Annotated in this window: 24 protein-coding genes; 20 read left to right on the top strand and 4 right to left on the bottom strand. The window is 62.9% G+C overall.

What is annotated here, in order from left to right; translation table 11 throughout:
• The first annotated feature begins 9 nt into the window (after positions 1–9).
• On the top strand, positions 10–942 hold the full coding sequence (gene ubiV / locus MKI86_RS21235) for a ubiquinone anaerobic biosynthesis protein UbiV (protein WP_241605087.1): 933 nt from the start codon (positions 10–12) through the stop codon (positions 940–942).
• A gap of 8 nt (positions 943–950) precedes the next feature.
• Here the strand turns inward: ubiV and MKI86_RS21230 are convergent, their stop codons facing one another.
• On the bottom strand, positions 951–1,412 hold the full coding sequence (locus MKI86_RS21230) for a hemerythrin domain-containing protein (protein WP_241605085.1): 462 nt from the start codon (positions 1,410–1,412) through the stop codon (positions 951–953).
• A gap of 9 nt (positions 1,413–1,421) precedes the next feature.
• Positions 1,422–1,577 carry a hypothetical protein gene (locus MKI86_RS21225; protein WP_241605083.1) on the bottom strand — a complete coding sequence of 52 codons (156 nt, stop codon included), beginning with the start codon at positions 1,575–1,577 and terminating at the stop codon, positions 1,422–1,424.
• 99 nt (positions 1,578–1,676) lie between these two features.
• On the opposite strand from MKI86_RS21225, the gene MKI86_RS21220 reads away from it, so the two are divergent.
• The 6 genes from MKI86_RS21220 to MKI86_RS21195 all read left to right on the top strand — a co-directional run bounded on the left by MKI86_RS21220 (position 1,677) and on the right by MKI86_RS21195 (position 7,264).
• On the top strand, positions 1,677–2,237 hold the full coding sequence (locus tag MKI86_RS21220) for a cytochrome c oxidase subunit 3 (protein WP_241605081.1): 561 nt from the start codon (positions 1,677–1,679) through the stop codon (positions 2,235–2,237).
• A 10-nt stretch (positions 2,238–2,247) separates the two neighbouring features.
• Positions 2,248–2,523 carry a cytochrome C oxidase subunit IV family protein gene (locus tag MKI86_RS21215; protein WP_241605079.1) on the top strand — a complete coding sequence of 92 codons (276 nt, stop codon included), beginning with the start codon at positions 2,248–2,250 and terminating at the stop codon, positions 2,521–2,523.
• 154 nt (positions 2,524–2,677) lie between these two features.
• Positions 2,678–3,130, top strand: coding sequence for a c-type cytochrome (locus tag MKI86_RS21210; protein ID WP_160862022.1), 453 nt, complete (start codon positions 2,678–2,680; stop codon positions 3,128–3,130).
• Positions 3,131–3,141: 11 nt separating this feature from the next.
• Positions 3,142–4,488 (top strand): nitric-oxide reductase large subunit, encoded by a 1,347-nt coding sequence (locus MKI86_RS21205; protein ID WP_241605077.1) that lies wholly within the window; start codon positions 3,142–3,144, stop codon positions 4,486–4,488.
• Between the two features lie 64 nt (positions 4,489–4,552).
• Complete coding sequence (locus MKI86_RS21200; RefSeq protein WP_241605075.1) at positions 4,553–5,356, top strand: CbbQ/NirQ/NorQ/GpvN family protein; 804 nt, start codon at positions 4,553–4,555, stop codon at positions 5,354–5,356.
• 9 nt (positions 5,357–5,365) lie between these two features.
• A complete protein-coding gene (locus MKI86_RS21195; protein WP_241605073.1) occupies positions 5,366–7,264 on the top strand; it encodes a nitric oxide reductase activation protein NorD in 1,899 nt (632 codons plus the stop codon).
• 75 nt (positions 7,265–7,339) lie between these two features.
• Here MKI86_RS21195 and hemN read toward each other — a convergent pair whose 3' ends face one another.
• Complete coding sequence (gene hemN, locus MKI86_RS21190) at positions 7,340–8,692, bottom strand: oxygen-independent coproporphyrinogen III oxidase (RefSeq protein ID WP_241605071.1); 1,353 nt, start codon at positions 8,690–8,692, stop codon at positions 7,340–7,342.
• Positions 8,693–8,917: 225 nt separating this feature from the next.
• Here hemN and MKI86_RS21185 point away from each other — a divergent pair, with 225 nt between their 5' ends.
• The 4 genes from MKI86_RS21185 to MKI86_RS21170 are packed head-to-tail and all read left to right on the top strand — an operon-like array spanning position 8,918 to position 11,403.
• Positions 8,918–9,199, top strand: a complete 282-nt coding sequence (locus tag MKI86_RS21185; protein WP_241605068.1) for a DUF2249 domain-containing protein — start codon at positions 8,918–8,920, stop codon at positions 9,197–9,199.
• Between the two features lie 25 nt (positions 9,200–9,224).
• Positions 9,225–10,583, top strand: coding sequence for a hypothetical protein (locus MKI86_RS21180; RefSeq protein ID WP_241605066.1), 1,359 nt, complete (start codon positions 9,225–9,227; stop codon positions 10,581–10,583).
• On the top strand, positions 10,583–11,098 hold the full coding sequence (locus MKI86_RS21175; protein ID WP_241605064.1) for a DUF2249 domain-containing protein: 516 nt from the start codon (positions 10,583–10,585) through the stop codon (positions 11,096–11,098). The genes MKI86_RS21180 and MKI86_RS21175 overlap by 1 nt, the downstream gene beginning before the upstream one ends.
• Before the next feature lie 5 nt (positions 11,099–11,103).
• A complete protein-coding gene (locus MKI86_RS21170) occupies positions 11,104–11,403 on the top strand; it encodes a metal-sulfur cluster assembly factor (protein WP_241605062.1) in 300 nt (99 codons plus the stop codon).
• A gap of 37 nt (positions 11,404–11,440) precedes the next feature.
• Here MKI86_RS21170 and MKI86_RS21165 read toward each other — a convergent pair whose 3' ends face one another.
• Complete coding sequence (locus tag MKI86_RS21165; RefSeq protein WP_241605059.1) at positions 11,441–12,646, bottom strand: NnrS family protein; 1,206 nt, start codon at positions 12,644–12,646, stop codon at positions 11,441–11,443.
• Positions 12,647–12,864: 218 nt separating this feature from the next.
• Between MKI86_RS21165 and nirK the strand changes: the two genes are divergently transcribed.
• The 9 genes from nirK (at position 12,865) to MKI86_RS21120 (ending at position 20,692) form a co-directional block, all read left to right on the top strand.
• Positions 12,865–14,007 carry a copper-containing nitrite reductase gene (nirK, locus tag MKI86_RS21160; RefSeq protein WP_241605057.1) on the top strand — a complete coding sequence of 381 codons (1,143 nt, stop codon included), beginning with the start codon at positions 12,865–12,867 and terminating at the stop codon, positions 14,005–14,007.
• Between the two features lie 129 nt (positions 14,008–14,136).
• On the top strand, positions 14,137–15,030 hold the full coding sequence (locus tag MKI86_RS21155; protein WP_241605055.1) for an SUMF1/EgtB/PvdO family nonheme iron enzyme: 894 nt from the start codon (positions 14,137–14,139) through the stop codon (positions 15,028–15,030).
• A gap of 92 nt (positions 15,031–15,122) precedes the next feature.
• Positions 15,123–15,818: a Crp/Fnr family transcriptional regulator gene (locus tag MKI86_RS21150; RefSeq protein WP_241605053.1), complete on the top strand. Its 696-nt coding sequence runs from the start codon at positions 15,123–15,125 to the stop codon at positions 15,816–15,818.
• A 259-nt stretch (positions 15,819–16,077) separates the two neighbouring features.
• Positions 16,078–16,257, top strand: a complete 180-nt coding sequence (napE, locus tag MKI86_RS21145; RefSeq protein ID WP_241605230.1) for a periplasmic nitrate reductase, NapE protein — start codon at positions 16,078–16,080, stop codon at positions 16,255–16,257.
• Positions 16,258–16,267: 10 nt separating this feature from the next.
• Positions 16,268–16,768, top strand: coding sequence for a ferredoxin-type protein NapF (napF, locus tag MKI86_RS21140; protein WP_241605051.1), 501 nt, complete (start codon positions 16,268–16,270; stop codon positions 16,766–16,768).
• The gene (locus MKI86_RS21135) at positions 16,761–17,045 is read left to right on the top strand and encodes a chaperone NapD (protein WP_241605049.1); all 285 of its coding nucleotides are present in this window, start codon (positions 16,761–16,763) and stop codon (positions 17,043–17,045) included. Before napF ends, MKI86_RS21135 begins: the two co-directional genes overlap by 8 nt.
• A complete protein-coding gene (gene napA / locus MKI86_RS21130; protein WP_241605047.1) occupies positions 17,020–19,524 on the top strand; it encodes a periplasmic nitrate reductase subunit alpha in 2,505 nt (834 codons plus the stop codon). Before MKI86_RS21135 ends, napA begins: the two co-directional genes overlap by 26 nt.
• A complete protein-coding gene (locus MKI86_RS21125; protein WP_241605045.1) occupies positions 19,494–19,985 on the top strand; it encodes a nitrate reductase cytochrome c-type subunit in 492 nt (163 codons plus the stop codon). Before napA ends, MKI86_RS21125 begins: the two co-directional genes overlap by 31 nt.
• A gap of 2 nt (positions 19,986–19,987) precedes the next feature.
• Entirely contained in the window at positions 19,988–20,692 is a 705-nt protein-coding gene (locus MKI86_RS21120; RefSeq protein WP_241605228.1) for a cytochrome c3 family protein, read from the top strand.
• The last annotated feature ends 171 nt before the right edge of the window (positions 20,693–20,863 follow it).

Here is a 20,863-nt window from a genome sequence, read left to right as displayed (position 1 = left end):
AGACAAACAATGGAAACGAAACGGGCGGCGCTGAGCCTCGGGCCGATCTATTATCTATGGGACGGGCCGAAATGGCGGGATTTCTATTTCCGCATCGCCGATGAGGCGGACATCGATCACGTGACGCTGGGCGAAACGGTTTGTTCCAAGCGTCAGCATTTCAGCGAGCCGCATATCGCCGACGTCATCGAGCGCCTGGAAGCAGCCGGCAAGCAGGTGACGCTCTCGACGCTCGCCATGGTGACCCTGGAGCGCGAGAGCCGGCACGTGCGCGATCTCATTCGCGACAGCGACCAAAGGGTGGAGGCAAACGACCTCTCCGCCCTCGGGCTTCTCAAAGGGCGACCGCATTCCATCGGCCCGCTGGTCAATGTCTACAATGCTGCGACGGCGCGCGTGCTTGCCGCGCGCGGTGCCGATGTGATCTGTCTCCCGCCAGAACTTCCCGCGGTCTCCATCCGGCAGATGTTGCAGGCCATGCCGGACTTTGCCTTCGAACTCTTCGCCTTCGGCCGCATGCCGCTCGCCATCTCCGCGCGCTGCGCCCATGCCCGCTCGAAAGGGCTGACCAAGGACAATTGCCAGTTCATCTGCGGCGAAGATCCCGATGGCCTGCCGCTGCGCACGCTCGACCGACAGTCGTTCCTCGTTCTGAACGGCGTCCAGACCATGTCGAACAGTTGCGTCGTGCTCCTGAATGATCTCGCGGCGTTGACGGAGGCGGGCCTCACCCGCGTCAGGCTTTCCCCACAGGATTGCGACATGGTTAGGGTAGCTGCTCTCTACCGCGCGACGCTTGATGGGCGGATCGAAGGGGAAGAGGCTCTTCGAGAACTGGAGAAGGCTTATTCGGGCATAGGCTTTTCAAACGGCTTCCTGCACCAGCAGGAGGGAGCCGCCTGGGTGGCGCGGGCGCGTAGCGCGACGACGGCGGACGGATGACCAGCATTTCAACCAAAAATCTTGCGCTCATCATCCTTTGCGGCAAGCAAGCTTTCGAGGATTATCTTTTCGGAAAAGAGGTGGCGGCGCAGGCTTTCCTGAAAACCGGCGAGCATGCGTGCGACGGTGTCTGGCGAAAGCCCGCAACGGCCGTCGGCGACGGCCTTTAGCGTGAGCGACAGTTCCTCCGCCGCCAGTCGGTCGCAGCGGTGCTCGGCCTTCAGGCGCTCAATGGTCATGGCGGCGAAGCAGGAACCGGCGTGTCGGTCGAAATCCGGGAAGAGCAGGCGCTCCTCCAGATCGTGTACGGATTTCAGGAGCGGCGGGATGGCGTCGGCGAGGTCTCGCAGCTCTCGGGCCATCGTGGGGTCGCTGGCGGCGTCTTCGAGGCGCAGGCATAAGTCGAGTAGATCGCTATGCAGGGTTTCCAGCCGAGCGATATCGGCGGCGGTGAGGTTTTGTCCGCTCATGCTTCCACCTTATTGGCCGAAGAACAGTACGGCGGCGATGACCACGGAAGCGCCGACGGCCGAGACTGTGCCGGCGCCCTGGAGCACGCCCATGCGGTAGAGCATCAGGGCGAAGCCGATGATGACGGGGGTCGTGACGAGAAGGCCGATCTGCGCGTCGGTCATGAGGCTATCCTTTCCTTTGTCGCCATCCTGCCGCGTCCGCGCGCGCTGATCTTTGTGCCGGCGCAAAGAAGGTCTCGTCTTGCCCGGTTAGAAAGGGGCATGGCGACGACGGATGATTTCAGCATGGCGGTGACGAAGGCGCAGGGTGGCGAGGGCGACGGCCTGCTGTTGTGGATCCTGGTCTGGAGCGAGCTCGCCGCCTTCGGCGTACTGCTCATCGCCTTCATGATCATGACGATGCTGGATCCTGCTGGCGCCGCATCGTTCCGCGGCCATCTTCATCCAGGCCTCGCGGCTGCCAATACGATCATCCTCGTTCTGAGCGGCTGGCAGGCCGCGCTGGCTGTCCGGCTTGGCGCCGACGGCACGGCTGTCCGTCGCCCCCTCGTGCTGGCGGCGCTCCTCGGTCTTGCCTTCGCCGCCGTGAAGGCTTTCGAATACACGCTGGAAATCCGCTCCGGTATCGGCGATCTCGGCCGGCTTGCTGAACTCTATTTCCTCGTCACGGGCTTCCATCTGCTGCATGTCGTCTTCGGCGCGGCGATCCTCCTTCTCATCGCCTGGCGGCCCGCGCGCGGCAATGTCGTGATGATCGCGACGCTCTGGCACGCGATCGATCTCGTCTGGCTCGTCATGTTCCCCATCGTCTATCTCACCTGAGGATATCCGGATGACCCGACAGGACCGCGAACAGTTTTTCGCCACCCTCGCCATGCTGCTGACGCTCGCTGCCGGTGGCGCTTTCGTCGGCGGCCTTTCGGGCGGGCTGCTTGTGCCCATCACCGCCGTTCTCGTCATGGCCTATGCCAAGGGGCGGTTCATCGTGCTCGATTTCATGGAGCTGCGCGCCAGCCGCGGCGTGCTGAAGTCGGCTCTGCTCGCCTGGCCGGCGGTTCTCCTGTCGCTGGCGCTCGTGCGCGCCGTCACCGTTTCGCTCATCGGCTGACGAACCGTCCCGCTCTTTGCCTGCGCGCAAAGAAGCCTTTTCCCGCCGCGCTAGAACGGAAGCGTCCCGCATCGTCGGCGAGGGGATCGCCGGCAACCTTAAGAGCGGGGTTTGACGCCGGGCCCACGGGTTCTGGCCAGGAAAGGACCAGGGGATGGCAGAGCGCCTAACCAAGACCGGGGCCCGCAACGTCTTCTATGGCGGGTCCATCTTCTTCTTCACGATTTTCGTCGGGCTGACCGCCCATTCGCATTACTACATGCGCACGGTCTCCACCGACGAGACGACGCTGACCGACAGCGTCGCGCGCGGCAAACACGTCTGGGAAAAGAACGCCTGTATCAATTGCCATACGCTGCTGGGTGAGGGGGCCTATTTCGCGCCCGAGCTCGGCAATGTGTGGAAGCGCTATGGCGGCGTGGAAGACCCTGAGGGCGCACGCGAGGCTCTGAAGGCCTGGATGGCCGCCCAGCCGAGCGGCGCGGAAGGCCGGCGGCAGATGCCGCAGTTCAATCTCACCGAACAGGAGGTCAACGATCTCGCCGACTTCCTCGAATGGACGAGCAAGATCAAGACCCAGAACTGGCCGCCGAACGACGCCGGTTAAGGAGAGACGACATGAAATATCAAACGCAAAAGGTCGCGATGCTGTACTTCTACGGCGCGCTCGGCCTCTTCCTCGCCCAGGTGCTCTTCGGCGTCGTGGCCGGCACGATCTATGTGCTGCCCAACACGCTGTCCGAACTCTTACCCTTCAACATCGTGCGCATGATCCACACCAATGCGCTCGTCGTCTGGCTGCTTATGGGCTTCATGGGCGCCACCTATTACATGATCCCCGAGGAGACCGAGACAGAGCTTTACAGCCCCTGGCTCGCGATCGCGCAGTTCTGGATGTTCTTCGTCGCGGCGGGCCTGACGGTCGTCGGCTACATGTTCCGCATCCATGAAGGCCGCGAATTCCTCGAGCAGACCTTCATCGCCAAGGTCGGTATCGTCGTGGTCGTGCTGATGTTCCTGTTCAACATCACCATGACAGCGCTCAAGGGCCGCAAGACCACGGTCATCAACATCCTGCTCTTCGGTCTCTGGGGGCTGGCGCTGTTCTTCCTCTTCGCCTTCTACAACCCAGCGAACCTCGCGCTCGACAAGATGTACTGGTGGTACGTCATTCATCTCTGGGTCGAAGGCGTCTGGGAGCTGATCATGGCCTCTGTGCTCGCCTTCCTGATGATCAAGCTCAACGGCATCGACCGCGAGGTCGTGGAGAAGTGGCTCTATGTCATCGTCGGCCTGGCGCTGTTCTCGGGCATCCTCGGCACCGGTCACCACTATTACTGGATCGGCGCACCTGGCTACTGGCAGTGGATCGGCTCGCTGTTCTCGACTTTGGAGGTGGCGCCCTTCTTCACGATGGTCATCTTCACCTTCGTGATGACCTGGAAGGCCGGCCGCAACCATCCGAACAAGGCCGCGCTGCTCTGGTCGATCGGCTGCTCGGTCATGGCCTTCTTCGGCGCGGGCGTCTGGGGCTTCCTGCACACGCTGTCGTCGGTGAATTATTACAGCCACGGCACGCAGATGACGGCCGCCCACGGACACCTCGCCTTCTTCGGCGCTTATGTGATGCTGAACCTTGCCATGATGGCCTATGCCATCCCGGAGATCCGTGGCCGTCAGCCCTATAACCAGTGGCTCTCGATCATCAGCTTCTGGATCATGTGCACCGCCATGTCGGTCATGACCTTCGCGCTCACCTTCGCGGGCGTCGTGCAGATCCACCTGCAGCGCGTGCTCGGCGAAAGCTTCATGGACGTGCAGGACCAACTGGCGCTGTTCTACTGGGTGCGCCTCGGCTCGGGTGTCGTCGTGCTCGTCTCGGCGCTGATGTTCATCTGGGCCGTGTTGGTGCCCGGCCGTGAGCGTACCGACAGCCTTACCCGGATGGTCCAACCCGCCGAGTGAGTGCTGGCCGGCCCCGTCATCCCACGGGGCCGGCACTTTTCCGCTATAAGACTTGGAGATCGAAATGACCGTCATGCTCAAGGCCGCCCGCGCAGATATCCCCGCCTACAGATCTTCCGGCAACGAATGTGAGCTGTTCGAGAAGGCCTGGGTGCGCCAGCTTCCCCTGCTGCTGAAAGGCCCGACCGGTTGCGGCAAGACCCGCTTCGTCAGCCATATGGCGGCAAAGCTCAATCTGCCGCTTTCGACCGTTTCCTGCCACGACGATCTCTCGGCCGCCGATCTGACCGGCCGCTACCTGCTGAAGGGCGGGGATACGGTCTGGGTCGATGGCCCGCTGACGCGCGCCGTGCGCGCGGGTGGCGTGTGTTATCTCGACGAGATCGTCGAGGCGCGCAAGGACGTCGCCGTTGTGCTGCATCCGCTCACCGACGACCGGCGCATCCTGCCGCTGGAGCGCACCGGCGAGGTGCTGGAGGCTCCGTCCGGCTTCATGCTCGTCGTCTCCTACAATCCCGGCTACCAAAATCTTTTGAAGGCGCTGAAGCCTTCCACCCGCCAGCGCTTCGTCGCCATCGAGTTCGATTTCCTGCCGAAGGCGGCGGAGATCGCCGTCGTCGCCACGGAAAGCGGACTGGACGAGGCGCGTGTTGCGCCGCTGGTCGCGCTGGCGCACCGGCTGCGCGCGCTGAAGGGCCATGACCTCGAAGAGGGCGTCTCGACGCGCCTGCTCGTCTATTGTGCCTGCCTCATCGACAGCGGCATGGGCGTGCGTGAGGCTGTGCGTGCCGCGATGATCGAGCCGTTGACCGACGAGCCCGACGTGCGTGCCGCCCTTCTCGAAATCGCCGATGCGATGATCCGGTGAGGCCCTGTCATGCTGGATTTTCTGGAGCTTGAGGAGACCGTCGGCCGGGCCTGGCACCGGCTTGTCGGCAATACCGGCAGCTGGGCGCGCCACCCGGATCAGGCGGTGCGGCTGGAGGATATCCGCCCGGTGCTCGCGGTCTGCTTTCGTGGATTCGGCGGGGAGGGCGCGGTGCAGATCGCGCCGGCGCGCGGGCGCACCTCGACGCATCGCCTCAAGTTGCGCCAGCGCATGGGGCTTGGCGAGGAGAAGCTGGTGCAGCCCGGCCGCGACCACGGGACCGTCATGCTGCCCGGTGCGATCGATCTTTTCCCGGTGCGTGCGCTCAACCGCGATCTCTATGTCTGGCTTGCCGCCGCCATGGCCCTGATGCCGCTGGAGCCGGTCGCCGAGAGCGACCCGCTGCTGCGTGATCTCGCGATACTCCGGCGCGCGGAAGCGACGACGCAAGCGGTACTCGCGGCGTTTCCCGGTCTCGCAAGGCGCTACCATCGGCTTTCGTCCGCCATGCTGGAAGCGCGCCAGCACCGCCCGCTTCCCTCCGTCGAGCGCCATGTCGAGAACCGCATTCTCAGCCTGCTGCGCAAAGGCGCCGGGCGTGCCGATGGGACACTGCCGGTGATTTTCCCGCATCGCGCACCGGCCGGCTATCTGCCGATGCTGCCCGTACCGCTCTGGCCGGATGCGCTGTGGCGCGAAGAGGGCGAGGGGCGCGGCGAGGAAGACCAGCCGGCTTCCGGGGCAAACCCGGATGCATCGGAAACGGAGCGCCATGTGGCGCTGCGCGAGAAGGCGGAGAATCGCAAGACCGAGCGCAGCCCGTTCATCCTCAACCGCTTCGAGAAGATTTTGGCGATGGCCGAGATGGTCAATGTCGATCGCCCCGGCGACGACAGCCACGACCACGATTCCGCGGCCGCCGACGAGCTCGACGACATGACGCTCGGCGAGCGCAAGGGGCGTCCCGCCGCCCGCTTCCGCTTCGATCTCGACCTCCCGCCGGAAGCGCTCGACCGCACGCGGCTGACGGGCGAGTTCACCTATCCCGAATGGGACTATCGCACGGCGACCTATCTACCGGACCACTGCCGTGTGCTCGCCGCGTCAGCGCCGGATACGGCCGAGGTGGCGGAGGCCGATGCCGATACGAAAAGCCTCATCCGCCGCGTGCGCCGGCAGTTCGAGGTGCTACGGCCGCGCTATGAAATGCTGCGCGCCCAGCTCGACGGCGCCGAGCTCGATCTCGATGCGGTGGTCAGGGCGCGCAGCGATCTCGCCGCCGGCGGGCAGGGCAGCGACCGTATCCACCTGATGAGCCGGCCGCAGGCGCATGACCTCGCCGTCACCATCCTGGTGGACGTCTCGCTCTCCACCGATGCCTGGTTCGACAATCGCCGGGTGCTCGACGTTGAGAAGGAGGCGCTGCTGGTGCTGTCCCATGGCCTCGCCGCCTGCGGCGATAGCCACTCCATCCTTACCTTCACGTCCCGCCGCCGCTCCTGGGTGCGCGTCGAGACGGTCAAGGATTTCGGCGAGCCGATGGGCCATGGCGTCGAGGCGCGCATCGCGGCGCTGAAGCCGGGTTTCTACACCCGCATAGGCCCTGCGATCCGCCATGCGGCGGCGAAGCTGCGCGAGCAGCCGAACCGGCGCAAGCTGCTCCTGATCCTGACGGATGGCAAGCCGAACGATGTCGATCACTACGAAGGTCGTTTTGCGCTGGAGGACAGCCGCCGTGCCGTCAATGAGGCCCGGCGGACCGGCCTCAGCGTCTTCGGGGTGACGGTGGACCGAGAGGCGCAGGCCTATGTGCCGGCCATCTTCGGCCGCAACGGCTATGCCATCGTTAGCAATGTCGCCCGGCTGCCTTCGGCGCTGCCGGCGATCTATCGCGGTCTCGTGGGATAGAGGACAAGGGATCTGCGAGAAAGGCCCGGCGTGCCGCACCACGGCGGGCCTTTTGCATTTTTTGGATAATTGGTTTCAGGCGGCCTTGCTGTGGGTGCGGGCCGACTGGTCGATATAGGCATCGAAGGCGGCGGCGACGGCGCGGATGATGAAACGATGGTCCTGCCGTACTGTAACCGTGCCGCCGCGGATATCGACCGCACCGTCTTCGACGAGTGCTGCCACCCGCGCATTGCCTTCGAAAAGGGGTGCCGCGTCGAAACCGTGACGGTCGGCGATGGCGGTGATGTCGGCGGAAAAATCGCACATCAGCCGTTCGATGATCTCGGCACGCAGCCGGTCCTCGGCGGTCAGCCTGTAGCCCTTGACGGTCGCAAGGCGACCGGAGGCAATGCGCTGGGCATAGAGGCCGGGTGGCACCTCATTCTGGACATAACCATCCGGAGTGCGGCCGATGGACGAGGCGCCGAAGCCGATCAGCGTTTCGCAGGTATCGGTCGTGTAGCCCTGGAAATTGCGGCGCAGCCGGCCGCGGTTTGCGGCGATCGCGAGATCATCCCCCGGCAACGCATAATGGTCGAGGCCGATGCGCACATAGCCGGAGGCAACGAGCGTTTCGGCGATCGCCTCCGCTTGCGCGGCACGTGCGGTGGCGTCCGGTAGCGTGTGTTCGTCGATCAGCCGCTGGTGCTTCTTGAACGAGGGGATATGGGCGTAGCCAAAGACGGCGAAGCGTTCCGGCCGCATGGCGACCGCCGCTTCTGCCGTATCGATGCAGGATTTTACCGTCTGGTGCGGGAGACCGTAGATGAGGTCGAAATTGATGCCGGCGACGCCGGCCGCACGCAGTCGGCTCACGGCCTCGGCAGTCTGCGTCTCGCTCTGTATGCGGTTGATGGCCTTCTGCACGACCGGATCGAAACTCTGTACGCCCAAGCTCGCACGGGTAACGCCCGCTTCGCCGAGTGCCGCCGCCATCTCCGCCGTCAGCGTGCGCGGGTCGACTTCCACCGCGATCTCCCCTCCGGCGACGAGGCCGAAGCGCGTGCACAGCAGGCTGATGAGATCGATGAACTCTTGAGGTTGCATGATCGTCGGCGTGCCGCCGCCGAAGTGGATATGCTGCACCCTGAGACGGCGCTTCACCCGCTCGGAAACAAGCTCGATCTCCTGTCGCAGCACTTCGAGATAGTCGAGGATCGGCGCGTCCTTCTGGGTAATGGTGGTGTGGCAGCCGCAATACCAGCACATGGACCGACAGAAGGGGATGTGCAGGTAGAGCGAGGCCTCGGTGCCCGGCCTGATGCCGGAAAGCCAGTCGCCATAGGTGCCGGCGCCGACGACCGGGACGAAGGCCGGTGCCGTCGGATAGCTCGTATAGCGCGGCAGTCGCGCCTCGCCGTATTTCTCGATCAGGGCCTGTTGCATGGCGCGTTCCTTTCCGTGTGCCGATTGCGGAAAGGGTAGGAGCGGCGGGCACACACTTCTTTGCGAAAAGCCAAGCAGCGCGGCAGGAGGGCTGAAAATCGCCAATTGTTTGCGCGGGGTCAAAGTGCCCGGCGGTGCGCGGGGTTAGCGTCAGGTGGTTCCGGTCGGGTGGGGCCGTGCCCTTCCGGAACGGTATCGGAACGGCCGGGACGGAAACACCAAATCATGTCTGAGACCCTGGACAAGCCCCTGATCGACGTGCGCATCATTCCGCCACGCGAACGCCATCCGCGTATTTTCGGCGTGCTCGGCGCCTTGATGCCCGGCAAATCCATGCTGATCACCAGCGATCATGATCCGCGGCCGCTACACTATCAGCTCGAGACCAATTTCCCCGGGCAGTTCGGCTGGGATTATCTTGAACAGGGTCCGGAAGTCTGGCGCGTCGAGATCGATCGGCTGGAAGATGGCGGCAGCTGCGATTGCTGCTGCGGTTCCGAGCACTGAACAGGTCGCGGCGAAGGAAACTGACATGCCGGGCGCAACCCTCTCCCGCTGGACTATGTCCTACTTCGCCGCCGCCTGCATCATGCTTGTGGCGGGGCAGGGGCTGATGATCGTCGGCTACGGTTACCCCTTCACAGATGCCGGTGCGCCGGAAACGCTCGTCGTCGTCCACCTCATCGCCATAGGATGGCTGAGCCTGCTGATCGCCGGTGCGTTGCTGCAATTCGTGCCGGTGCTCATCGCCCGACCCATCATCGGCGGGCGTTTTGCCGCGCCGGCCCTGTTGCTGCTTCTCGGTGGGCTAGGTTGCCTTGTGACCGGCTTCGTTGCCCTGTCCGGAGCACTGGACGTGCCGCTCGCTCTGCTGCCCGTCGGTGGCGTGATGCTTCTGGCCGGTTTCGGCCTGTTTGCCGGTATTCTCGCCCTCACGCTTCTTTCTGCGCGGCCTCTGCCGCTACCCGCCCGCTTCGTTGCCACCGGTCTCTTCGCGCTCGTCGGTGCGGCCCTCGTAGGTTCTGCATTTACGACAGCTTTATCCGGTCTTGCGGACAGTCCGTTGCTCGACCGGCTCGTCGCCGATGGCGTCGCGCTGCATGCTGCCCTTGGCCTCGGTGGCTGGCTGAGTGCAACGGCGGTTGGTGTCAGCTACCGGCTATTCTCGATGTTCCTGCTGGCGCCGGAGGTCGAGCGTTCGACGAGCCGCGCTGCCTGGTGGGGTGCGAGCATTGCGGTCGGGCTCGTTGCAGTGGCGGCGATCTTTGTGCTGTCAGGGTTTTTCGGCAGCACGCTGCTTTTCGCCGCCGCGTTGCTGCTCACATTTGTGGCCGTCGTGCTTTACGGCGCCGATGTTCTGCACATCTATCGCGGGCGCAAGCGCAAGCAGGCGGAACTGAACATTCGCGCGAGTTTCGCAGCGCTTGGCCTGCTCGTCTTGTCCATTCTCTTTCTCAACGTCCCGACCTTCAGGACCGGCGATATGGTGGCGTCAGTCGTCTACCTGTTCGTTTTCGGCTGGCTCACCGGGCTCGGCCTTGCCCAACTCTACAAGATCATCGCTTTCCTCACCTGGCTGGAGGCCTACGGTCCCATCCTGGGCCGCGCGCCCGTGCCGCGGGTGCAGGATCTCGTCGACGAGCGCCACGCCCTTATCCTGTTTCGCCTTTATTACGGCGCCGTTGTCGTCGCGACGCTCTCGCTTGCCACGGGCACGACCGGCTTGTTTCGGAACGCGGTTGCAGTGCAGCTTTTGGCGACGCTCTGCCTGATCCGCGAATTCATCTGTGCGCGCCGACTGTCCATCGTGCCGGCCGCACTGCGTGCGCCTGCCGGCATGGCGCGGCCGCGCCTGTTTCTGCCTCTACCTGTTTTCCATGGAGATAAGTGATGTGCGAGATTTCACCGAAGGTGCTCGACGTGCGGCCGATCCTGCGCAGCGGCGGCGAGCCGTTCCAGGCGATCATGCAGGCTGTTCAAGACCTGCACCCCGGACAGGCGCTGACGCTGCTGGCGACGTTTCGTCCGCAACCGTTGTTTCGCGTGATGGAAGGGCGCGGCTTCGACCATGAAGCCCGCGAGATCGACGGCGGCGACTGGGAGGTTCTGTTCATGCCGAAGAAGGAAACGGCGCCCGTCGAGGCCTCCGTCGATGCCGAGCGCCCCGAGACCTGGCCGGATCCGTCCGAGCATCTCGACCTTACCGATCTCGATCCGCCGGAGCCGATGGTACGTATTCTCGCGGCCGCCGAGGCGTTGGAGCCGGGCGAGGTGCTCTTCGCCGTGCTGTCGCGAGAACCGCTGTTCCTCTTCTCGGAGCTGACCAAGCGCGGCCATCAATGGGCTGGCAATTTCGATGAAACGGGATCGGCCTATCGTATTCTCGTGCGGATCGGGGAGGTGTGACAGCCATGAACGAGATGGAAAAGGTCACGCTGGCAAAGGACATCCGCACGGCGCTGCGCATGATCATCGACCCTGAAATCGGCAAGAACATCGTCGATCTCGGTCTGGTCTACGATATCGTGGTGGAGGAGGGCGGCGTCGTCTACGTGACCATGACCACGACGACACGTTTTTGCCCGGCGACGGACTTCCTCAAGGAGGCGGTGCAGGCCTGCATCTGGTATGTGCCGGGTGTTGAATATGCCGAGGTGCGGCTGACCTACGAGCCGCCGTGGACGCCGGATATGATGCTGGACGCAGCGTAAACGAAAGGCCCGGAGATTTCTCCGGGCCTTGTGCATTTCAGCGTGGGCTACGTCGCTTCATTGTGAGGATCGGCGCAAATTCCAGGCAATAGAGGCCGAAGGCCGTGACCCACAGCATGCCCGATGCAGCATAGAGGGTGGACGTGAAGTCCGGCAGGAGTTCCGCGAGCGGGCGCACCAGCGCGCAGAGGATGAGGGCCGTATAGGATGCCACAGTGATCTTAGAGGCGACCAGCGCGCGGCCGGTATGGCCAAGGCTCGCCCGCGTCATGACAGCCAGCATCATGCAGGCAATGGCGCCCACCGACAGCAGATGCAGCACCGAGCGTTCGTCGAGATATCCTGCGGCACTGAGGGTGATAGCCACGAGGCCGAGCGGAATGAAGATATAGGCGATGTGCAGGACAAAGAGGATACGGTCCGGCGCCACCGTCCAGCCACGCCAGCGGTACAGGCGAATGCCCTGCAGGACGGCAGCCAATGCGGCCGCAGCAACCGTTGCAGGATGTTCGGGCAATGCGGCCCAGAGGCCGAGCGCGCCGGCGCCTGCGACGATAGCGAACATGTCATAAGTGTTGTATGGCACCGGAAAGTCGGTGCGGCCGAACTTGTTGAGCCAGTTGCGCGTAAAGCTCGGAATGATGCGCCCGCCGACGATCATGACCAGCACGACATAGGCGGCGACGGCGAGCCGGATTGCCATGTGGTCATGTCCCCCATGAATGGCTGCCACATGATAGAGCGCGTTGGCGAGCGACAACGCGAGCAACCCGGCCAGGACCTTCATGTCTTTCCATTTGCGCCCGGCGACGACCTCGCGTGTGCAGATGGCGAGTAGAACCGGCAGGAAGAGCGCATCGATGGTGGCGGCCGCTGCAACACCGATAGCATCGGAGGCAAGCAGCGCGACGCGTCCCGCGCACCAGAGCGCAAAAAGGCCCGCCAGTGGCCAGCCGGACACCGGCAATCGCCCCGTCCAGTTCGGCACTGCCGTCAGCAGGAAGCCGGCGAGCGCGGCGGAGGCGAAGCCGAACAGCATTTCATGCGCGTGCCAGTTCGGCGCGCCATAGGTCTCGGCAATTGTGATGTGGCCTGTCAGCGCGGCGATCCACAGACCCATTGCCGCGATGGCCCAGAGTGCGGCGCCGAGAAAGAACGGCCGGAACCCATAGGAGAAGAGCACGGGGCCAGTGCGCAAAAGACCACGCGGTACGGGGCGGCTGACGGAGGGATTTGCAGACATGGGCGTCACTTTCCTTTTCAAACGTCAGCTGTTTCTAGAGCCTCCATCGGGTGCTTTCTTTGCGAGATGGCAAAGAGCAAATCAGCATCTGCCAAAATGCCGCAGCGGCCGGAAAAGCCTGTTTGTCCCATCACAAACAGGTTGGCGCGAATGCTCCTAGAACAGAGAGGACCGGGCGGCAGACACATCGCCCCGGCCTTTCAAAAAGGAGAAATTCCATGGCCGAGCAGTTTCAGATGACCCGCCGCACGATCCTCGGCGGTGCCGCGGTTGCTGGCGTCCTGACGCCGATCATTGTGGCATCGATGGCCCATGCCGAAGGCGCAGCGATCGAAACGAATGCCGCTGCAACCGCGGCCGATATCGCCAAGCTGGAGCGCGTTAAGGTCGAGCTCGTCAAGCCGCCCTTCGTGCACGCTCATACACAGAAGGCCGAAGGCGGCCCGAAGATCTATGAGTTCACCATGACGATCGAGGAAAAGAAGATGATCCTCGACGACAAGGGCACGGAAGTGCACGCCATGACCTTCAACGGCTCGGTTCCCGGACCGCTGCTGGTGGTGCATCAGAACGATTATGTCGAGCTGACGCTGATCAACCCGGAGACCAACGAACTACAGCATAATATCGACTTCCATGCGGCCACTGGCGCGCTTGGTGGCGGTGCGCTGACGGTGGTCAACCCCGGCGAACGCACCGTGCTGCGCTTCAAGGCCACCAAGGCGGGCGTCTTCGTCTATCACTGCGCACCTCCCGGAATGGTGCCGTGGCACGTCACCTCGGGCATGAACGGCGCGATCATGGTTCTGCCGCGCGATGGCCTGACAGATGGTCACGGCAAGGAACTGACCTATGACCACGTCTATTATGTCGGTGAGCAGGACTTCTATGTCCCGCGCGATGCGGACGGCAACTTCAAGAAGTACGACAGCGTTGGCGAAGCCTACGACGATACGCTGGCGGTCATGCGCACCCTCACCCCGAGTCACATCGTTTTCAATGGCGCCGTGGGCGCACTGACGGGCGACAATGCGTTGAAGGCCAAGGTGGGCGACAAGGTGCTGATCGTGCATTCGCAGGCCAACCGTGATACGCGCCCGCACCTGATCGGCGGCCATGGTGACTATGTCTGGCAGACCGGCAAGTTCCACAATCCGCCTGACGTCGACCAGGAGACCTGGTTCATTCCGGGCGGCACGGCGGGGGCGGCCTACTATACTTTCCAGCAGCCCGGCATCTACGCCTATGTGAACCACAACCTCATCGAGGCCTTCGAACTGGGTGCCGCCGGCCACTTCGCCGTCACCGGTGACTGGAACGACGACCTGATGACGTCGGTCAGCCCGCCCAGCGGCGTCTAACGCCAGCCGATAATGGCGCGCCCGTCCTTGGGCGGGCGCGCTTCCGGATCGCCAAGCTGCGGTCCCACACCAATCGGCGCCCATCCCGGACGTCGAACGAACGTCCGGGCGAGCCGCGAGGAGGCCAATATGGCTGCGCTCACATCGAAACCCGACAATCCCCTGAAATCGCTCGCGCTTCCCGCTCTTATACTCGTCGCCCTCGTCAGTACCGTCGCGATAAAGGCCGATCTGGTCGGTGCAGCCCCCACAGGTCCTTTGCTGGACGAACCGTTGACGATAGAGATCGCTCCGCGCCAGTTTGATTATCGCGACAGCGGCGAGTTCTTTCGCAACGGCTTTGCCGTCGACGGGCCGGTGAAGAACGTCACCACGCATCGCGCGCTTACCATCATGAAGTATCAGGTGACGGTCGCGGATTACGGGCGCTGCGTGGCCGATGGCGCCTGCCCTGCGGCGGAACCGAGCTTTGCTCCTGTCGATATCGCCACGACACCCGCGACCGGCGTGAGTTACGACGACGCCATCGCCTATGCCGCCTGGTTGAGTGCGCGCACGGGTGAAGTCTGGAAGTTGCCGACCGATCAGGATTTCGCTTTTGCCGCTGGCTCGCGGTTTCCTGACGATGCGCTCGGCGTCGATATCAACAGCACCAATCCGGCCGATCGCTGGCTGGCCGATTACAACCGCGAGGCCGCGCGCAAGGCGTCGCGCGATCCGGTGCCGCAGCCAATCGGACGTTTCGGCGAGAACGAATACGGCTTCGCGGATTTTGCCGGCAACATTTGGGAGTGGACGGCGACCTGTAGCCGACGCGTCAATCTCGACAAAGCCGGCACTTTATTGAACGACGTTTCGTCGTGCGGCATCTACGTCGCAAGCGGCAAGCATCGCGCGGCGCTGAGTTCGTTCGTACGCAATCCGAAGGGCGGCGGCTGCGCCGTCGGCGTGCCGCCGGACAATGTAGGCTTCCGACTGGTCAAGGATACACGTTGGTACGCGCCTTTTCTTGCCAAGCTATAGGGTGTGGAATTGGCGTTCTGAGCTTTCTGTCATTGGGTCGGCGTGATAGAAGCCGCATACGTCGATAAAGGCGTGCGCAAAGGGACACGATTGTGAAGATTGACCGGACCGTCGTCCGCTCGCTCGCCTTGTTCGACAAGATGAGTGACGAGGATCTCGACAGGCTGCTGAGCCATGCCAACGCGCGCCGCGTGGCACAGGGCGATGCGGTCTTCGAACAGGGGGAATTGGCGGCGAACTTCTTTCTTCTGCTACATGGGCGCCTCAAGGTGATGCAGGTGACCGAGGATGGTCAGCAGATCATTGTGCGCGTCGTACATCCCGGCGATCTCTTCGGCTTCGCCAAGGCCTTGCAGCGCGTGGACTATCCGGGCACCGCCAAGGCCGCGACGGAAAGCGTCGTGCTCGGCTGGCCGACGGATCTCTGGCCGCATTTTGTCGAGCAGAATCCCCGCCTTGCCGTCAGTGCCATGCAGACGATCGGCCAGCGGCTGGAAGAAGCACATACCCGCATCCGCGAAATGTCCACGCAGGAGGTTGAGCGCCGTGTGGCACATGCCGTGCTCCGGCTCTCCAAGCAGGCCGGCCGCAAGGAAGGTGAAGGTGTGCGCATTGATTTCCCGATCTCACGACAGGATATTGCCGAAATGACGGGCACGACGCTGCACACCGTATCGCGCATCCTGAGCGCCTGGGAATCGCAGGGCCTCGTCGAGGGTGGTCGCCAGAAGCTTTTGGTGCGTGACATGGCCGGCCTTGCCGTGCTTGCGGATGGCGGCCGAGACTAACGCGCAATGTATTTTACCGCAAAATTATTCAGCATTCCCTGAATTATTCTTTCCTATTATATTATTTATCTGAAAGTTTCTGTACGTTTCGAGCATATTCGCGACGCCTGCGTATCTGCTTCGATATATCCGAACTTGACATTGCGCAAATCTAATCGTGATTTAAAATGTATAGTTTATTATTCTTTCTTTCTGCGGGATGGATGCTAGTATCGCGGCAATGAATTGTCGCCGGAGGTAAGCATCCTTGTCCGACGTCTTGACAGGTCGTCCCCCGCCGCCCGCGCCGAAATCCGGTCGGCGCCGCGAATTGCTGACATTCTTCGTCCTGGCCTTCGGCATCTGGCCCATCCTCGCCGTTGGTATCGTTGGGGGGTATGGCTTCCTTGTATGGGGCTTCCAGATAATCTTCGGGCCACCCGGCCCGCCTGGCCATTGAGGGTGCGGCCATGCGACAGGAAGCACTATCCCGGCGTGATTTTCTGAGATGCAGCAGGCGGAGCGCGGCCGTCTCTATCCGGCCTCCCGGCATGCTGGATGCGGCGCTTGCCGACTGCACTGGTTGCGGTGCCTGTGTCGAACACTGTCCGACCGGCATTGTCAGACTCGTCGACAATCGCCCTGTACTCGATTTTGCTGCAGGCGAGTGCGCTTTCTGTGGCGCTTGCTCTGAGTACTGTCCTGAGCCCGTCTTTGCCGAGGACGCGGTGGCCCGCTTCGATCACGTCGTCGCCATCGCCACGTCCTGTTTGCCCTTCCAGCGTGTCGACTGTCAGGCCTGCCGGGACGCCTGTCCCACCGGCGCGATCCGCTTTCGTCCGGTGCTTGGCGGCCCTTTCGTGCCGGAGTTGGTGGCGGAAGCCTGTACGGGCTGCGGCGCTTGTATGTCCGTCTGTCCCGTCGGCGCGGTTTCGATCGCGCCGCAGAGCGCGGAGGACGCGTATGCCTGAACGGCGGCAACATCACATTTCCAGCGCTGTCATCGCCACCAAGCCCGGTGGGTTCGACGGCGTGCTGGCGGCCGTTGCCGGCTTCGACAATGTCGAGGTGCACGGCGCGGACAAGGGCAAGATCGTCATCGTCATCGAGGGACCGTCGACCGGGGTGCTGGGCGATACGCTGATGCGTATCTCGCTTCTCGACGGTGTGATCGCGGCAAACATGGTTTTCGAACATGTCGAAATGGAAGGGAACGAGGCTGATGGGCAGCGAACTGACGCGGCGTGATATCCTGAAGGCCCAGGCGGCGGGCGTCGCTGCGGCGGCGGCCGGCATTGCGCTGCCGGCGGCCGCCCAGCCGGTGCCGGGCGGCGTGAGCGCGCTCGAAATCAAGTGGGACAAGGCGCCGTGCCGGTTCTGCGGCACGGGCTGCGGCGTCATGGTGGGCGTCAAGGAAGGCAAGGTCGTCGCCACCCATGGCGACATGCAGGCTGAGGTCAATCGCGGCCTCAATTGTATCAAGGGCTATTTCCTCTCCAAGATCATGTACGGCGCTGATCGCCTGACGACGCCGCTCCTGCGCAAGCGTGACGGTGCATATGCCAAAGACGGCGAGTTCGAGCCGGTGACCTGGGAAGAAGCCTTCGACGTGATGGCCGAGCAGGCCAAGAAGGTGCTGAAGGAAAAAGGTCCGACGGCGCTCGGCATGTTCGGTTCCGGCCAGTGGACGATCTTCGAAGGCTATGCCGCGACCAAGCTGATGCGCGCCGGCTTCCGCTCGAACAATCTCGACCCGAATGCCCGCCACTGCATGGCTTCCGCCGCTGTCGCCTTCATGCGCACATTCGGCATGGACGAGCCAATGGGCTGCTATGACGATTTCGAACATGCCGACGCCTTCGTGCTCTGGGGCTCGAACATGGCGGAGATGCATCCGATCCTGTGGACCCGCATCGCTGACCGGCGGCTCGGCCACGACCATGTGCGCGTGGCGGTGCTTTCCACTTTCACCCACCGCAGCATGGATCTGGCTGATATCCCGATGGTCTTCAAGCCGGGCACCGACCTCGTCATCCTCAACTACATCGCCAACCACATTATCCAGACTGGGCGGGTGAACGAGGACTTTGTGAAGAGCCACACTAAGTTCGTGCGCGGCGTCACCGACATCGGCTATGGCCTGAGGCCGGATAATCCGGTGGAGGTAAAGGCGGCGAACGCCGCCGATCCCGGCAAGACGGAACCGATGGACTTCGAGGCTTTTAAGGCTTTCGTCGCCGAATACACGCTGGAAAAGGCGGTCGAGATGACCGGCGTCGAGGCCGGTTTCCTCAAGCAGCTCGCCGAGCTCTATGCCGACCCTGACCGTAAGGTCATGTCTCTCTGGACCATGGGCTTCAACCAGCATGTGCGCGGCGTCTGGGCCAACCAGATGGTCTATAACCTGCATCTCTTGACGGGCAAGATTTCCGAGCCCGGCAACAGCCCGTTCTCGCTGACCGGCCAGCCCTCGGCCTGCGGCACGGCGCGCGAGGTCGGCACCTTCGCCCACCGCTTGCCCGCCGACATGGTGGTGACCAATCCGGAACACCGAAAACATGCGGAGGAGATCTGGCGCATCCCGCACGGCATCATCCCGGAGAAACCCGGCTATCACGCCGTCCAGCAGGACCGAATGCTCAAGGACGGCAAGCTGAATTTCTACTGGGTGCAGGTCAACAACAACGTCCAGGCCGGTCCGAACACCTCGAACGAGACCTATCAAGGCTATCGCAATCCGGACAATTTCATCGTCGTGTCGGATGCCTATCCGACGATTACGGCAATGAGCGCCGATCTCGTCCTGCCCGCCGCCATGTGGGTGGAGAAGGAGGGGGCCTACGGCAATGCGGAGCGGCGCACCCATGTCTGGCACCAGCTGGTGCAGGCGCCGGGCGAAGCGCGCTCCGACCTCTGGCAGATGGTGGAATTCTCCAAGCGCTTCACGACCGACGAGGTTTGGCCCGCCGACATCCTGGCCGCGAACCCCGATTACAAGGGAAAAACGCTCTATCAGGTGCTCTATGCCGACAGCGACGTTGCGAAATTCCCGATCAGCGAGGTCATGCCTGAGCACGCCAACAACGAGGCCCAACATTTCGGCTTCTATATCCAGAAGGGCCTGTTCGAGGAATATGCCGCCTTCGGTCGCGGCCATGGTCATGATCTCGCGCCCTACGACACCTATCACGAGGTGCGCGGCCTGCGCTGGCCGGTTGTCGATGGCAAGGAGACACTTTGGCGCTACCGCGAGGGCTACGACCCCTATGTGAAGCCCGGCGAGGGGGTGAAATTCTACGGCAACAAGGATGGCAGGGCGGCGATTATCGCCGTGCCCTACGAACCGCCTGCGGAATCGCCCGATGCTGAATTCGATACCTGGCTCGTCACCGGCCGCGTGCTCGAGCACTGGCACTCCGGTTCGATGACGATGCGCGTGCCCGAACTCTTCAAGGCATTTCCCGGCGCGCGCTGCTTCATGAATGCCGACGATGCGCGCAAGCGCGGCCTCAACCAGGGCTCGGAAATCCGCATCATCTCGCGGCGCGGCGAGATCCGTTCGCGCGTCGAGACGCGCGGGCGAAACCGTATGCCGTCAGGCGTGATCTTCGTGCCGTGGTTTGACGCCAGCCAGCTCATCAACAAGGTCACGCTCGACGCCACCGATCCCATCTCGAAACAGACGGATTACAAGAAATGCGCAGTCAAGATCGTACCCGTCGCATAACCCTCCCCAGAGGATGGGTGCTGGCCGCGCTCAGCGCTGCCGTGATTGCCACCAGCGCCATGGCGCAGATGGTGCCGCAGCTCTCCGGCCCTGACGGAGACAAGATGCAGGAAGTGCCGGCCGATCCGCTGCCAAAGTGGATCGTCGACGATATCAGGCGCATGCGCGCCTATCCCGAGCAGCCGCCAATCATTCCGCATTCGATCGACGGCTACCAGCTGTCGGTCAATGCCAACCGGTGCCTCTCCTGTCACAAGCGAGAGTTCTCGCAGGATGCCGGTGCGCCGATGATCAGCGTCACCCACTACATGACACGTGAGGGGCAGATGCTCGCCGACGTCTCGCCGCGTCGCTACTTCTGCACCGCCTGCCATGTGCCGCAGGCGGACAAGAAACCACTTGTCGGCAGTACGTTCAAGGACATGAGCGAACTCGGCGTCACCGGCGCGGGAAGCGAGTGATGATGGCGCGCATCAAGGCAATCATCCTCTGGGTCTGGACCATTCTGACGACGCCGGCGGCAACACTCAGCCTCGCCTTCCTGACACTCGGCGGCTTCGTCGGCGGCGTGATGTTCTGGGGCGCGTTCAACACAGCGCTGGAGTTGACCAATACGGAAAAGTTCTGCACCTCCTGTCACGAAATGAAGGACAACGTATATCAGGAGCTGACCAATACGGTGCACTTCACCAACCGCTCCGGCGTGCGCGCTTCCTGCCCGGATTGCCATGTACCGCACCAGTGGACCGACAAGATCGCCCGCAAGATGCAGGCCTCGAAGGAAGTCTGGGGGAAGATTTTCGGCACGATCAACACCCGCGAAAAATTCCTCGACAAGCGGCTGGAGCTTGCCAAACACGAATGGGCGCGCCTGAAGGCGAATGACAGCCTGGAATGCCGCAATTGCCATTCCGCCGTGGCCATGGACTTCACCAAGCAGACACAACGCGCCGCAGATATCCACTCGAGGTATCTTTTGACGGGCAAGGCGACCTGTATCGACTGCCACAAGGGTATTGCGCATGAACTGCCGAACATGGAGGGCGTCGAGCCGGGCTGGAAGATGCCTAGGGAACTTGAAGGCCAGGAGCTTCCGGCGGTCTCGAACGATGCCATTGGAGACCTGCGCAAGGCGGTTGCAAGCGCACATGGCTCAATAATAAATTAAAATTCTGCGGTTGTTGAAAGCGCCATCGTATCGCAATCCAAGTCGTCGCTCCATCGGGGAACACTCAACACAGGGGTCCTTTGGTTCATATCCTTTCAAGAGCTTAAAGCGCTTCGAGCGGAATATCGATACTCTGGTCTGGAAATCGTCATGCAAATGCATTACATTCTC

Source organism: Shinella sedimenti (assembly GCF_022601905.1).
GTDB classification, from domain to species: domain Bacteria; phylum Pseudomonadota; class Alphaproteobacteria; order Rhizobiales; family Rhizobiaceae; genus Shinella; species Shinella sedimenti.
Note: the sequence above shows the minus strand (reverse complement) of the source record. Positions and strands in the feature narration are given on the sequence as shown.

Coding starts and splice junctions, on each gene's coding strand:
- ubiV (WP_241605087.1), top strand. CDS start 10: ATGGAAACGAAACGGGCGGCGCTGAGCCTCGGGCCGATCTATTATCTA.
- MKI86_RS21230 (WP_241605085.1), bottom strand. CDS start 1,412: ATGAGCGGACAAAACCTCACCGCCGCCGATATCGCTCGGCTGGAAACC.
- MKI86_RS21225 (WP_241605083.1), bottom strand. CDS start 1,577: ATGACCGACGCGCAGATCGGCCTTCTCGTCACGACCCCCGTCATCATC.
- MKI86_RS21220 (WP_241605081.1), top strand. CDS start 1,677: ATGGCGACGACGGATGATTTCAGCATGGCGGTGACGAAGGCGCAGGGT.
- MKI86_RS21215 (WP_241605079.1), top strand. CDS start 2,248: ATGACCCGACAGGACCGCGAACAGTTTTTCGCCACCCTCGCCATGCTG.
- MKI86_RS21210 (WP_160862022.1), top strand. CDS start 2,678: ATGGCAGAGCGCCTAACCAAGACCGGGGCCCGCAACGTCTTCTATGGC.
- MKI86_RS21205 (WP_241605077.1), top strand. CDS start 3,142: ATGAAATATCAAACGCAAAAGGTCGCGATGCTGTACTTCTACGGCGCG.
- MKI86_RS21200 (WP_241605075.1), top strand. CDS start 4,553: ATGACCGTCATGCTCAAGGCCGCCCGCGCAGATATCCCCGCCTACAGA.
- MKI86_RS21195 (WP_241605073.1), top strand. CDS start 5,366: ATGCTGGATTTTCTGGAGCTTGAGGAGACCGTCGGCCGGGCCTGGCAC.
- hemN (WP_241605071.1), bottom strand. CDS start 8,692: ATGCAACAGGCCCTGATCGAGAAATACGGCGAGGCGCGACTGCCGCGC.
- MKI86_RS21185 (WP_241605068.1), top strand. CDS start 8,918: ATGTCTGAGACCCTGGACAAGCCCCTGATCGACGTGCGCATCATTCCG.
- MKI86_RS21180 (WP_241605066.1), top strand. CDS start 9,225: ATGCCGGGCGCAACCCTCTCCCGCTGGACTATGTCCTACTTCGCCGCC.
- MKI86_RS21175 (WP_241605064.1), top strand. CDS start 10,583: ATGTGCGAGATTTCACCGAAGGTGCTCGACGTGCGGCCGATCCTGCGC.
- MKI86_RS21170 (WP_241605062.1), top strand. CDS start 11,104: ATGAACGAGATGGAAAAGGTCACGCTGGCAAAGGACATCCGCACGGCG.
- MKI86_RS21165 (WP_241605059.1), bottom strand. CDS start 12,646: ATGTCTGCAAATCCCTCCGTCAGCCGCCCCGTACCGCGTGGTCTTTTG.
- nirK (WP_241605057.1), top strand. CDS start 12,865: ATGGCCGAGCAGTTTCAGATGACCCGCCGCACGATCCTCGGCGGTGCC.
- MKI86_RS21155 (WP_241605055.1), top strand. CDS start 14,137: ATGGCTGCGCTCACATCGAAACCCGACAATCCCCTGAAATCGCTCGCG.
- napF (WP_241605051.1), top strand. CDS start 16,268: ATGCGACAGGAAGCACTATCCCGGCGTGATTTTCTGAGATGCAGCAGG.
- MKI86_RS21135 (WP_241605049.1), top strand. CDS start 16,761: ATGCCTGAACGGCGGCAACATCACATTTCCAGCGCTGTCATCGCCACC.
- napA (WP_241605047.1), top strand. CDS start 17,020: ATGGGCAGCGAACTGACGCGGCGTGATATCCTGAAGGCCCAGGCGGCG.
- MKI86_RS21125 (WP_241605045.1), top strand. CDS start 19,494: ATGCGCAGTCAAGATCGTACCCGTCGCATAACCCTCCCCAGAGGATGG.
- MKI86_RS21120 (WP_241605228.1), top strand. CDS start 19,988: ATGGCGCGCATCAAGGCAATCATCCTCTGGGTCTGGACCATTCTGACG.